Below are 13,151 nucleotides of genomic sequence, written 5' to 3'. Positions count from 1 at the left end.
CTGGAAAGACGAGAAGGAGACGGACCAGTGGCCGACAACGCGCGGGCGAAAAGGCTGGCGGACCTCATCCGCGAGGTCATCGCCCAGAAGCTGCAGCGCGGAATCAAGGACCCGCGGCTCGGCTCGCACGTGACCATCACGGACACCCGAGTCACCGGCGACCTGCGGGAGGCTACGGTCTTCTACACGGTCTACGGCGACGACGAGGAGCGCGCCAGCGCCGCGGCCGGCCTGGAGAGCGCCAAGGGCATCCTGCGCTCCGAGGTCGGCAAGGCGGCGGGCACCAAGTTCACGCCGACGCTGACCTTCGTGGCGGACGCCCTGCCGGACACCGCCCGCACCATCGAGGACCTCCTGGACCGGGCGCGGGCCTCCGACGCCCAGGTCCGCGAGGCGTCCTCCGGCGCGGACTACGCCGGCGAGGCCGACCCGTACCGCAAGCCGGGTGACGACGGGGACGCGACCGCCGAATGAAGCAGAAGTACGACGGCCCGGACGGCCTGGTCATCGTCGACAAGCCGGCCGGCTTCACCTCGCACGACGTCGTCGCCAAGATGCGGGGGATCGCCCGTACCCGGCGCATCGGCCACGCGGGGACGCTCGACCCGATGGCGACCGGCGTGCTCGTCCTCGGCGTCGAGCGGGCCACCAAGCTCCTCGGTCACCTCGCGCTGACCGAGAAGGAGTACGTGGCCACCATCCGGCTCGGCCAGGACACGATCACCGACGACGCCGAGGGCGACATCACCTCGTCCCGGGACGCCTCCGCGGTCACCCGCGAGGCCATCGACGCCGGGGTCGCCAAGCTGACCGGGGACATCATGCAGGTGCCCTCCAAGGTCAGCGCCATCAAGATCGACGGCAAGCGCTCCTACAAGCGGGCGCGCGAGGGCGAGGACTTCGAGATCCCCGCCCGCCCGGTGACGGTCTCCTCCTTCACCGTGCACGCCGTGCACCCCGCCGAGGCGGCCGACGGCACGCCCGTGCAGGACGTGCTCGTCTCCGTCGTCTGCTCGTCCGGCACCTACGTACGGGCCCTCGCCCGCGACCTGGGCGCCGACACGGGCGTCGGCGGCCACCTGACGGCCCTGCGGCGCACCCGCGTCGGCCCGTACGGCATCGCCGAGGCGCGCACGCTCGACCAGCTCCAGGAGGAGCTGACCGTGATGCCCGTCGAGCAGGCCGTCGGCGCCGCCTTCCGGCGCTGGGACGTCACCGCCGAGCAGGCCCGCCTGCTGGGCAACGGCGTCCGCATCAAGGTGCCGCCGTTCGACACCACCGGCCCGATCGCGGCCTTCGGCCCCGACGGCCGCTTCCTGGTGCTCCTGGAGAACCAGGGCGGCCGCGCCAAGAGCCTGGCCGTCTTCGGCTGACGCACCCGCCCGCTTCCCGCGGGCACCACCGTGGGGCGGGCGGCGCGTGCACGCCCTCCCGCCCCACGATCCCCCTCCCACTGGTCTCTATCCATCCGGGACGGATGATTCACCCCAACGGGCAGGCGCTCGGAGTGAACCAGGGGGGTGGAAGGGGGCGCGTTCGGCGTGAGACCTGGTTTCGCCGATCATCCGCTGCCTACCGTCGTGTGTACGAGCACGGCGGGGAGGTTCGACGGATGAACGGTCGGCGGACCGATGCCGAGGAGTCGCTGGTACGCATCACGGATCTCGCGGGAAGGGCGCGAGGCACCGGATTTCTCGCGGACGACTGCGGCACCCTCATCACCAGCCACGAGGCGGTCGACGGCCTCGCGCGCCTGGTCCTGCACGCCCCCGGCGAGCTGACCTGCGTCGTCGACGCCGACAGCGTCGTCGCCCTGCCCGAGTACGACCTCGCCCTCGTGCGCACCGAGGGCCTGACCGTCCCCCCGCTGCCCGTCGCCGCCGCCGAGCGCATCGAGAGCGGCAAGGACGTACGGCTGCGCGCCGGCCGCTGGCACAGCGGCCGCATCATCGGCGACGTCCCCGTCACCTACACCGCCACCGACCGCTTCCACCTCCTCGGCACCGCGCTCGAACTGTCCCTCTCCGGACGCTCGGCCCTGCGCCTGGGCGAAGAGGCGACCGGCGGCCCCGTCTTCGACGCCGGCACCGGCGCCGTCCTCGCCGTCCTCGGCACCGCCCTGCAGGCCGACCGGCGCGCCGCCGGCTTCGCCATCCCCCTGCGCGCCGCCGCCCTCGCCGCCCCCGGCGGGCCCCTCGCCGAGCTGCTCCACCGCAACTCCGCCACCGTCCCCGCCTTCGGCCCCGACCTCAACCTCGCCGGCGCCCTGCAGCTCACCGCCACCGCCCTCGGCTCCGTCGTCACCCCCCGCGTCTGGCGCGACCCCGTCGAGCGGCCCGAGATCGAGGGCGAATTCGCCCGCTTCCTCGACGGCCCGCCCGGCGAGGCCGACGACGGCGCCCTCGTCCTCGGCCTGGTCGGCGACCCCGGCACCGGCCGCACCACCGAGCTCGGCGCCCTCGCCGCCCGCCGCGCCCGCGGCGCCGAGCCCGCCCCCACCATCTGGCTGCGCGGAGCCGACCTGCGCGCCGGCGACGACAGCCTGCGCGACGCCCTCGCCCGCGCCCTCGCCGCCGCCGGCCGCATCGTCACCGCCTCCGCCGGCCCCGGCGGCACCTTCGGCGACACCTCCACCGCCACCCCCGAGGCCACCGCCGAGCTCGCCCGCAGCATGGGCCGGCCCCTGCTCGTCCTCCTCGACGGGCCCGAGGAGATGCCGCCCGTCCTCGCCCACGCCCTGCCCGCCTGGACCTCCGCCACCGTGCACTGGCTGCGGCGGACCGCCACCCGCCTCATCGTCGCCTGCCGCCCCGAGCACTGGGAGACCGCCGGCGCCCTCTTCCCCGACGGCACCCTGCACCGGGCCGGCGGCCCCTGCGCCCCGCCGCCCGCCGGGCCCCGCGCCCTGCCGCCCTGCTCCCGCCTGCCCCGCCTCGCCCCCGGCCAGGCCGCCGAGGTGCGCGCCTCCTACGGCATCCCGCCCGACGCCATCGCCCCCGACGACGCCGCCCACCCGCTCGCCCTGCGGCTCCTCGCCGAGGTGCGTGCCGCGCTCCCCGACGGCACCGAGGGCGCCGGCGGCACCGGGGAGGCCGCCCCCGACCGCTGGGAGGTCTTCTCCGCCTACCTCGACCTCGTCTGCCTGCGCATCGCCGTCCGCCTGGCCGCCGCCCGCCGCCCCCAGCTGCGCGGCCCCGCCGTGCGGCGGCTGGCCGCCCGCGTCGCCGGCCAGGTCCACGAGGCCGCCCGCCGCTGCCTCGGCCCCGGCCAGGGCGAGCTCGAACGCGAAGCCTTCGAGGAGCTGTTCCCCTGGCGCACCGGCTGGGCCTCCGCCGTCCTGACCGAAGGCCTGCTCGTCCCCGCCGGCACCGGCTACCGCTTCGCCCACGAGGAGTTCGCCGACTGGCTGCAGGGCACCCACCTCGACCTCGACGCCGCCCTCCACGCCCTCGTCCACCGCTGGTACGAACCCGAGGGCCCGCCCGCCGAAGCCGCCGTCCGCCTGCCCTCACGCGCCGGCGGCGGCCCCATGCCCGCCCCCGGCGGCCACGTCCCGCCCCCACCCGGCTCCGGCAAGGCCGCAGCCCGCGCCGCCGCCGGCAAGAACCGTCGCAAACGCGGCGCCGCCCCCGCCGAACCCCGCCCGCTCCCCGTGCCCCGCCACCGCATCGGCCCCGTCCTGCAGTCGATGCTCCTGCTGGCACGCCGCTCCGGCCCCACCGAGCTCTCCCGGCGCCTGAGCGCCCTCGTCCACGCCGTCGAGACCCTCTCCCAGCGCACCGCCGACGCCGAGGCCAAGGAGGAGGGCGCCGGCCGCCGCCTCGGCGACCCCTCCTGGTGGGCCGCCCACCTGCTCGGCGAAACCCTTCTGCGGGTGCCCGACGCCACCCCCTACCTCGGCGTGCTGCGCCTCCTCGCCGAGCGCACCACCGCCCGCTCCGTCGCCGTCGGCGGCTTCGACAGCGAGGCCGCGGCCACGCTCGGCGGCCTGGCGGAATTCGGCCCCTGGTTCTGGCTGCGCCTGCCGCTCGCCCTGGCCGACCGCCTGGAACTCCTGCGCATCCTCCTCCCCGCCGACGCCCCACCCCCCGGCTCCCTGCCCCCACCGCGCCGCGCGGAACTGGACGCGGCGTCCGCCGAAACCCCGACCGGAGCCGGCCGCGCGACCGCCTCCGGCGAGGGGGATCGCCGCGGCGCCGGCGGGCGGGCCCGCACGGAGCGGGGCCCCGGCGTGCCGGGCCAGCGGGCCGGCACGGACGGGGGCCGCCCCGTACGGGCCGGCGCGGCGGCGCCGGAGGCGCGCGGCGATGCGGACGCCGAAGTCGGCGAACCGTGGACCAGAAGCCCCGAGGACGGCACCGGTGCGCCCGGTGGCGCCGAGAGCGGATCCGGGACGACCGGTGACCGGGGTGGCCCGGCCGAGGGTGACCTCGGCGGGTGGTTCGGTGAGCGGGGCGGCGGGGTCGCGGGTGATCCCGGGACGTCCCGTGACCGGGGCGCCGCCGGCGCACCCGGTGAGCGGGATGCGCAGGACCAGGGCGGGCCCGGCCCGGCCGGTGCCGATCTCGGGTGGTTCGGCCGGCGGGACGGCCGGAGTGAGAGTGCCGGCGGAGCGGCCGGAAACCGGGCTCAGGGCGCGACCGGCGTCCCCGGTGGGCGCGATGCCGAGGCCCAGGGCGAGCCTGCCGCGCCCGCCGGGCGGGGCGCCGGTGCCGAGGGCGACCTCGGGTGGTTCGGTGGCCGGGACGGCCGGGGCGAGGGCGCTGCCGGCGCGGCCGGTGGCCGGGGTCAGGGCACTGCTGGCGTGTCCGGTCGGCGGGACGCCGAGGGCGCACCCGTGGGCGCCGGAAACGCGGGGCGGCGGCCGCCCGTCGTGGGGCAGCGGCGGGGGCCGGCGGTTTCGTACAGTTCGGCCCGGCCCGAGGGCTACGAGCCGCACGCGCCCAGCGACCCGCACGCGCCCAGCGACCCGCACGGGTTCGCCGGGCCCGAGGAGGACGAGCTGCCGCCCGGGCCGCAGGAGCACGACGAACCCGAACCCGACGCCGGGGCGGAGGACGCCCCCGGCAGTGCCGCCGCCGTCCACGCGGCCGACCGCTTCCTGACCGCCGTGGCCGCGCTGCTGATCGACGACCCGTACGGTGCGCAGCCGCTGCTGTGCCGCTGGTTCGGGGACAACCGCTTCCTGCAGGTGCCGCCGGACGGCGACGGCATGCGCCCGACGGTCGCCACCGCCGCGCAGGCCCTGCTGCACACCCACCGCCGGCGGGCCATCGACGACCTTGCCGAGGCGCTCGTGGACGCCGGTCACCCGCGCGCCGACGAGCTGCTGGCCGCGCTCGCCGAGGACGAGCCGTCCGCGCTGTGCCGGGCCGTCGACCGCTGGGCCCACGACGACCGCGTGGAGCGCCACGTGGCGGCGGCCGCCTACGGGCTGAAGACGGCCCCTCACGTGGTCACGGCCGCCGACCGCGAGCTGCTGCGCTTCTCCGCGCTGGCCTTGCTCGCGCGCCCTGCCGAGGGCGCCCTGCACGGCACGGCGCTGGCCCTGCTCGTACGGGATCCCGAGACGCGCGGCAAGTACCTCCCGCAGGCCCTCGCCCGCTTCTCGCAGGGCGACCCGCACCTGCCGTCGGCCGTGCTGGCCCCGGCCCTGGCCAGCCATGCGGATGCCGTGCTCGACGCCTTCCGGGCCCGGCTGCACGAGCCGGGGGAGGGGCCGGGCGAGGTGCTGCGCACGCTCGCCGAGGTGCGGGAGCCGGTGCTCGCCCGCCGGGTCGCGGCCCTCGTGCGGGAGCACGTCGAGCACCGTCCGGAGGGCGCCGAGAACGCCGCGGCGTTCGTGGACCGGCGCCTGGAGCACGGGCCCGGGGCCCGTGCCGTCCTCTTCCCGCTGGTCGTGGCCCTGTTGCGGTCCGGCACCGCACCGGTGCGCCGGGCGCTGGCGCCCGTTCTGGCGGATCCCGGCACGCCCGTCTCCCGGCCGCTGCGCCAGGAGCTGCTGGAGGTGCTGATGGAGCGGGAGGAGTACGGCCCGTACGGCCCGTACGAGCGGGAGGTCACCGTCCTGGACGCGCTGCTGCGCGCCGTGGCGGCGGGCGCCCCCGAGCGTACCGAGGCCCGTACGCGTGATCTCGTCCACCGTACGGGCCTGCTGATGGCCCGCACTCCGGAGGGCGCCGCCTTCTTCGACCGGCGCCTGACCCAGCTGGCCCGGGAGATCCCCGCCTTCGGCGATCAGGTCCGGGGGTGGCTGAAGTCCGCCCCGGCCCAGTGGGCGGTGGTCGTCGGCCCGAGTGCCCGCATCCGGTTGACCGCCGGCCGTGAGAAGGGAGGCGACGGGGGCTCGGGGGACGCGCGGGACGGCGCGGACCCGGCGCACGCGAAGGCCGGTGCCCCGGCCGATGCGGGAGGCCGCGAACCGGCATGGCACTCTTAGACCTGCGTCATCAGACAGACAAAGGTTCGGGTTCGGGCGAGGAGCGGGCACAGTGCAGCGCTGGCGTGGCTTGGAGGACATCCCCCAGGACTGGGGGCGCAGCGTCGTCACCATCGGCTCGTACGACGGCGTGCACCGGGGGCATCAGCTGATCATCGGCCGGGCCGTGGAGCGGGCCCGGGAGCTCGGTGTCCCCTCGGTCGTGGTCACCTTCGACCCGCACCCCAGCGAGGTGGTGCGCCCGGGCAGCCACCCGCCGCTGCTGGCGCCGCACGCCCGGCGTGCGGAACTGATGGCCGAGCTGGGCGTGGACGCGGTGCTGGTGCTGCCGTTCACCACCGGCTTCTCCCAGCTCTCGCCGGCCGACTTCGTGGTGAAGGTGCTCGTCGACAAGCTGCACGCGCAGCACGTCGTGGAGGGCCCCAACTTCCGCTTCGGCCACCGTGCCGCCGGTGACGTCGCCTTCCTGCGCGAGCTGGGCGGCACGTACGACTTCGGCGTCGAGGTCGTCGACCTGTTCGTCTCGGGCGAGGCGGGCGGCGGGCTGCCGTTCTCCTCGACGCTGGTGCGGCGTCTGGTCGCCGACGGCGACGTGACCGGGGCCATGGAGATCCTCGGCCGGCCGCACCGCGTGGAGGGCGTCGTGGTGCGGGGCGCGCAGCGCGGCCGCGAGCTCGGCTTCCCGACGGCCAACGTCGAGACGCTGCCGCACACGGCGATCCCGGCGGACGGTGTGTACGCGGGCTGGCTGACCGTCGGGGGCGAGGCCATGCCGGCGGCGATCTCCGTCGGCACGAACGTGCAGTTCGACGCCACGGAGCGCACGGTCGAGGCGTACGCCATCGACCGCGTCGGCCTGGAGCTGTACGGGCTGCACGCCGCCGTGGACTTCCTCGCCTACCTGCGGGGGATGCAGAAGTTCGAGTCCATCGATGCGCTGCTGGCCTGCATGGCCGACGACGTGAAGCAGGCGCGCGACCTCGTCGCGGCCCACGAGGCGGCGGCCGTCACCGGCTGAAGCTCCCCTCTTCCACGGGGAAGGCCCCGGGCGCTCGACGAGCGCCCGGGGCCTTCCTTGTGTCACTGCTGGGGCGGGATCGCCCAGCCACCGCCGTCCTGCGGCGGGGGCGGGTACGCGCCGGGCTGCGGCTGACCGTACGGGTTGTACGCGCCCGGGGCACCCGGCATCCCGGGCTGCATGCCGGGCATCGGCTGGCCCGGCATCGGCTGGCCCGCCTCGGGCGCGTACGCACCCGGCACCGGCGGCGCCTGGTGGTGCGGTGCGGCGTACAGGCCCTGTTGCTGCTGGGCGCGCACGAAGTCCTCGGCGACCATGGCGGAGAGGTTGAAGTACGCCTCGCGCGTCTTGGGGCGCATCATCTCCAGGTCGACCTCGGCGCCCGCGGCGAGGTGCTCGTCGAAGGGCACGACGATGACGCCGCGGCAGCGGGTCTCGAAGTGCGACACGATGTCCTCGACCTTGATCATCTTGCCGGTCTCGCGGACACCGGAGATGACGGTGATGCTGCGCGAGACCAGATCGCCGTAGCCGTGCGCACCGAGCCAGTCCAGCGTGGTGCTGGCGCTGCTCGCACCGTCCACGGACGGCGTCGAGATGATGATCAGCTGGTCCGCGAGGTCGAGGACCCCGCGCATCGCGCTGTAGAGCAGACCGGTGCCGGAGTCGGTGAGGATGATCGGGTACTGCTTGCCCAGCACGTCTATGGCGCGCCGGTAGTCCTCGTCGTTGAAGGTCGTGGAGACCGCCGGGTCCACGTCGTTGGCGATGATCTCCAGTCCGGAGGGCGCCTGCGAGGTGTAACGGCGGATGTCCATGTAGCTGTTGAGGTGCGGGATGGCCTGCACGAGGTCACGGATCGTCGCCCCCGTCTCCCGGCGCACCCGGCGGCCGAGCGTACCGGCGTCCGGGTTGGCGTCGATCGCGAGGATCTTGTCCTGGCGCTCGGTCGCGAGCGTCGCCCCCAGGGCCGTGGTCGTCGTCGTCTTGCCGACGCCGCCCTTCAGGCTGATGACCGCGATGCGGTAGCAGGACAGGACCGGCGTGCGGATCAGCTCCAGCTTCCGCTGCCGCTCCGCCTCCTCCTTCTTGCCGCCGAACTTGAACCGGGCCGCCGGGCTCTGCTTCTTCGGCTTCGGCTTGCTCTTCAGCAGCCGCTCCGAGGACAGCTCCACGGCCGCGGTGAACCCGAGCGGGGCCCCGTGCACGGACCGCTGCCGCTGCTCAGGCGTCACCGTCGGCCACCCTCCGCCGGCCCGCGGGTCGGCCGGTGCGTCGGCCTGCGGCTGCGGCTGGCCCTCGGGCTGCTGGCCCGGGTACGGGCCCGGCTGGCCGGGGACGTTGGGGTACCCGTAGCCACCGGGCGCCTGCGGATAGCCGTAGCCGCCGGGAGCGGGGGCCGGGGCGGGCGCCCCGTAACCGGCGTACGGCGCGGGGGTGCCGGGGGCGCCGGGCGCACCCGGACCCGGGTAGCCGTACCCGCCCTGCGGGGCAGGGGCCTCGGGCACCGCCGGCGCGGCCGGGGCGGCCGCGGCGGGCAGATGCCAGTCACCACCGGTGCCGGGCGCACCGGCGGCCGGCGCGGCGCCGAAGTGCGGTGCGCCGGGAGCCGGGGCGGCGCCGGGTGCGCTGCCGAACGGGGGGCTGGTCGGTGCGGCTTCGCCGGGGGCCCCGGCGTTGGCGTTCGGCGCCGCCGCGCCCGCCGGGGCGGCGCTTGCGCCCGGCGTGCTGCCGAAGTGGGGGTAGGGCGCGGCTTCGCCCGGTGCGCCGGGAGTCGGGGCGTCACCGAACGGGGGGCTGGTCGGCGCGGCTTCGCCGGGGACACCGGCGTTGGCGTCCGGCGCCGTGCCTGCCGGGGCGGCGGGGGTCCCGGCGCTCGCGCCCTGCGGACCGGCCGCCGGTGTATCGCCCAAGTGGGGGTTGCCGGGCGCGGCTTCGCCCGGGGTGCCACCGAACGGAGGGCTGCTCGGGGCGGCTTCGGCAGGGGTGCCGGCGCCGGGGGTCCCGGCGCTTGCGCCCGGCGCGCCGGCCACCGGCGTACCGCCGAACCGAGGGGCACCCTGAGCGGCTTCGCCCGGCGCACCGCCGAGTTCAGGGGAGGCCGTTCCGGCCTCGCTCGGAGCGGCATCCGCCGCGGGGGCCGCGTCCGCCGGAGCACTGGTGGGCGTGCTGCCCTGCGGTCCTGCCGCACCGGCGTTCGCCGTCGGCGCGCCGCCGAACTGGTGGCCCGGCGCAGCGGCATCCGCCGCGGGTGCCGCGTTCGCCGGGGCGCCGGTGGGCGTGCTGCCCTGCGGTCCTGCCGCACCAGCGTTGGCCGCCGGCGTACCGCCGAACTGGTGGCCCGGCGCAGCGGCATCCGCCGCGGGTGCCGCGTTCGCCGGGGCGCCGGTGGGCGTACCCCCCTGCGGCCCTGCCGCACCGGCTTCGCCCGGTGCAGCGGCCGTCGGGGCGGCGGTGCTCGTTCCGTTGCCGACGTGGGGGTCACCCGTAGCGGCCTCGCTCGGGGTGCCGGTGCCGGCGGGGGCGCCCGGGCCAGGGGCGCCGGTGTCCGGCGCACTGCCGAACCCAGGGTTGCCGGGAGCGGCGTTGCTCGGGGCGGGAGCAGCCGGCGTGGCGGCGCCCGCTTCGCCGGCGAACGGTGGGCCGCTCGGCGCGGCTTCGCCCGGGCCCGGAGCCGGAGCACCGGCCGCCGGCGCGCCGCCGAACGGAGAACCGGCCGAGCAGGCAGTCGCGGCATCCGCCGGCGCGCCGCCGAACGGCGCAGCGCCCTCCGGGCTCGGCGGCGGCGGCCAGGCGGCCGCCGGGGCGGCGGCTGGCGGGAAGTTCGGGGGGAGGGGCGGCAGCGACGCCTGCGGCGCCGGGGGCGCCGTCCAGCCGTCGGACGCCGGAGCAGGCTCAGCCGGCACCGGCGCGGGCGCAGGCGTGCCCGCGGCCGGCGGGGTGCTCTGCGTGTACCACGCGGGCGGCGTGTAGTCGATGGTGAACTCGCCCGTGTGTTCGGGTTCGTGTTCGGCGTCGGGCCGGTCCTCGCCGGCTGTCCTTCCGGCCGCGCGGATCTCGTCCCGATCGCTGCTCACAATGCCTCCTGCTGGTGTGGTCCGGCGCCCGTGGGTGTGGAGTCGTCTGGCGGGCCGACCGTTACTGCCGACCTCGAACGCCCGGATGTTCCCCGTCTGTCGCATGACAGGACCGGCGTCGGGTCCTCCAGTGCGTGCGTACGGTCATACAGACTAATCGTCATCCGCATCTGTGCGGCAGGCCCGCCCCCGCCTCCCCGTCCGCCCCTGGCGGGGCGCCTTCACGGGTGCCCCGGCAGGGCAAGGCTTCCCCGGGAGGCCCGTCGGACACCTGGGTCTGCGGCCGCGGCCCGGCCGCCCATACCGTCAGTCCATGCGCCGGGCGGCGCCCAGCAGCCCCGTCTCCGGTTCCGTCGGCAGGGTCGTGACGTACGTGCGTGACGTGCGCGTGCACCAGAGCGTGACGCCGTCGGGGAGCGTGGAGAGCGTGTCGACGTCGTGGGGCGGCAGGTTCATGGCCCGGCCCAGTCGCCGGGCCTCGTCGGGGGAGACGCGCTGGATGCCGACGACGTCGGCCCGGGCGGTGAGCCGGGGCGCGGTGGGGCCGGGGTAGGGCAGGAGCGTGAGGACGGACTGCCAGGGTGCCGGGCCCGTACGGCCGCGCGGCGGGCGTACCCCGCAGTCGCGCACGACGAGGACGGGACTGTGCACGGCCGGGCCCTGCGGGGGCACGCGGCCGACGTCGTGGAGGGTGATGGCCTGCTGTCCGGTGTTGGCCGCCTGGGCCAGGGCCGTCCACATCTGCCGGCGTCCGGTCTCGACCGCGACGCGCGCGCCCGTGCCGACCGCGCGCAGCGCGAGGACCTGTGCCGTCCAGACGCCGCCGACGAGGACGATGTCGAAGGGGGTGGGGCGGCCGGTGCCGAGCACGGCGGGGGCGCCGTGCTCGTCGGTGCCGATGACGACTCCGTCGTCGCCGACGGGCAGGGCGAGGGCGTCGAACTCCTCGGCCGACAGCTCGTGCCGGCCGCGCCGGGGCCCGAGCAGCCCGAAGCCGGTCCGTGCCCGGCGGCCGGCAGGGGCCGCGGGTGCCGGGCCCGTACCGGCCGCCGGTCCGGCGACGGGGGTGCCCGTGTACGTCGTCGTGGCCATCAGCGTGTTCCTCCCAGCGGCAGTGTGGCGAGGACGCCCGGCACCTGCTCGTGGTCCAGCCGCACCAGGCCGACCTTCACCGCGCGGGCGGCCCGCTCCAACTCGCGCCGGACCGTCGCCAATTCGTCCGCACTGCGCCCGCATATCCGTACATGCCCGGTCATGGTGGGCGTGTGCCGCCCCTCCTGCATGCGCCCGCGGCCGAGGGTGAGGCCGAGCGTCGTCGACAGGGCGGGCAGCGACATCAGCAGCGCCGCCAACTGCGGCAGGCTCGCACCACCCGCGGCCCCCGCACCACCCGCACCACTCGCACCGCCCAGCCGGGGCCAGCGGCCCAGCCAGTACGTCGTGTGCCAGCGGTCGTCGCAGCGCCAGGCGCGTGCGCTCTCCACCGTCCGCCGCGCGGGTGTGCCCGTACGGCCCGCCTGGGCCGTGGCGGCGGGGTTGATGTCGGCGGCCGTCGCGAGGGCGGCCGTCAGCGCGTCCTCGGACAGCAGCGTGGCCCGGAATCCGGCTCCCGCCAGCCGGCTCGCCAGCTGGTCGGCCGCGCGCAGCACGCAGCGGCGCGCCCCGGTCGTACCGCCCCCGCGCGCCTCGACCGCCTCCCGGCACAGCTCGGGGTCGAGCTTGAGCGCCACCCACGTCTGGCGCACCGCGGGTGCGCCCGTCAGCTGCTGCAGTGGCGCGTAGTTGCGCGCGGCGAGGGAATCGGCGGGCAGGTGCGGTGCAGGTGCCGGCAGGGTGCTCTGCACCACCTGCACGGACTCCAGCGCGATGCCGTCGACGTCCATCGCGTCCCGCAACAGCGCGAGCGGCAGCGCCTTGTGCGTGCGATCGGCCCGCAACGGCCGGTCGACGCCGTCGACGCGCAGCACCGCCGTCAGGAACGTGCCGTCGCCGACCAGGCCGATCTCCCGCTCCGTCCGGTCGGTGAAGGAGGACGTGCGCAGGGCCGGTTCGCACTCGACCAGGGGCGCCAGCCGGGGATCCGTACCCGGCGGCACCGGCTGCGCCGCAGCCCGGCGCGCCCGCCGGCGCAGCGCGACCACGGACGTCAGCCACTCGACGACGGGCCGCCGCCCGCGTCGCAGAACGGCCGGCAGGAGCAGCAGCACGGCCAGGACCACCGCCGGCGCCAGCATCAGCCGGCCGCCGAGCCAGCCCAGCAGCACCACGGCCGCCGCCAGCTCCACCAGCACCAGCTGCTGCAGCCGTACCGGCCCCAGCGCACCGCGCCCCGGAGCCGGCCGGGGCTGCACGGCGCCGGCCACGGGCGCGCCCGCACCGGGCCCCGGGCCGCCCTCCGGCCGTACGCGCGTCGCGGCTGCCATGACCCGTCAAGCCCCCTCGAAATCCGCCGAATCCAGCTCCACGCACACCGGTCGGACACACCGGCGGAAAACCGGTCGCCGCCCTCTCCGGGACCGTCCCCCGGCGACACGTGGCGATCACCTACCGGCATAGTAGAGGCTCGGTCCGACACCGGCCCCGCCCGGGCGACGGCGCTCGGCCGGTGCCCGTCCGC

7 protein-coding genes are annotated in these 13,151 nt (G+C 76.9%); 4 read left to right on the top strand and 3 right to left on the bottom strand.

Features of this window, described 5'->3' with window-relative positions; translation table 11 throughout:
* Positions 1-27 precede the first annotated feature (27 nt).
* The 4 genes from rbfA to AB0K17_RS18815 all read left to right on the top strand — a co-directional run bounded on the left by rbfA (position 28) and on the right by AB0K17_RS18815 (position 7,457).
* Positions 28-474 (top strand): 30S ribosome-binding factor RbfA, encoded by a 447-nt coding sequence (gene rbfA / locus AB0K17_RS18830; RefSeq protein ID WP_365967498.1) that lies wholly within the window; start codon positions 28-30, stop codon positions 472-474.
* The gene (truB, locus tag AB0K17_RS18825) at positions 471-1,373 is read left to right on the top strand and encodes a tRNA pseudouridine(55) synthase TruB (RefSeq protein ID WP_365983587.1); all 903 of its coding nucleotides are present in this window, start codon (positions 471-473) and stop codon (positions 1,371-1,373) included. Before rbfA ends, truB begins: the two co-directional genes overlap by 4 nt.
* A 239-nt stretch (positions 1,374-1,612) precedes the next feature.
* A complete protein-coding gene (locus AB0K17_RS18820) occupies positions 1,613-6,439 on the top strand; it encodes a hypothetical protein (RefSeq protein ID WP_365983586.1) in 4,827 nt (1,608 codons plus the stop codon).
* Positions 6,440-6,491: 52 nt separating this feature from the next.
* Positions 6,492-7,457, top strand: coding sequence for a bifunctional riboflavin kinase/FAD synthetase (locus tag AB0K17_RS18815; RefSeq protein WP_365983585.1), 966 nt, complete (start codon positions 6,492-6,494; stop codon positions 7,455-7,457).
* Positions 7,458-7,519: 62 nt separating this feature from the next.
* Here AB0K17_RS18815 and AB0K17_RS18810 read toward each other — a convergent pair whose 3' ends face one another.
* The 3 genes from AB0K17_RS18810 to eccE form a co-directional block, all read right to left on the bottom strand.
* Positions 7,520-10,534 carry an SCO5717 family growth-regulating ATPase gene (locus AB0K17_RS18810; protein ID WP_365983584.1) on the bottom strand — a complete coding sequence of 1,005 codons (3,015 nt, stop codon included), beginning with the start codon at positions 10,532-10,534 and terminating at the stop codon, positions 7,520-7,522.
* Between the two features lie 306 nt (positions 10,535-10,840).
* Positions 10,841-11,626, bottom strand: coding sequence for a hypothetical protein (locus AB0K17_RS18805; RefSeq protein ID WP_365983583.1), 786 nt, complete (start codon positions 11,624-11,626; stop codon positions 10,841-10,843).
* Entirely contained in the window at positions 11,626-12,957 is a 1,332-nt protein-coding gene (eccE, locus tag AB0K17_RS18800) for a type VII secretion protein EccE (protein WP_365983582.1), read from the bottom strand. Before eccE ends, AB0K17_RS18805 begins: the two co-directional genes overlap by 1 nt.
* Positions 12,958-13,151: the final 194 nt, after the last annotated feature.

This window comes from Streptomyces sp. NPDC049585 (assembly GCF_040675615.1).
Taxonomy (GTDB): domain Bacteria; phylum Actinomycetota; class Actinomycetes; order Streptomycetales; family Streptomycetaceae; genus Streptomyces; species Streptomyces luteosporeus.
This window is presented reverse-complemented; position numbering and strand designations above follow the sequence as displayed.

Bases quoted from the DNA above. Each gene is read 5' to 3' on its own strand.
- truB (WP_365983587.1), top strand. From the start codon at position 471: ATGAAGCAGAAGTACGACGGCCCGGACGGCCTGGTCATCGTCGACAAG.
- eccE (WP_365983582.1), bottom strand. From the start codon at position 12,957: ATGGCAGCCGCGACGCGCGTACGGCCGGAGGGCGGCCCGGGGCCCGGT.
- AB0K17_RS18805 (WP_365983583.1), bottom strand. From the start codon at position 11,626: ATGGCCACGACGACGTACACGGGCACCCCCGTCGCCGGACCGGCGGCC.
- AB0K17_RS18820 (WP_365983586.1), top strand. From the start codon at position 1,613: ATGAACGGTCGGCGGACCGATGCCGAGGAGTCGCTGGTACGCATCACG.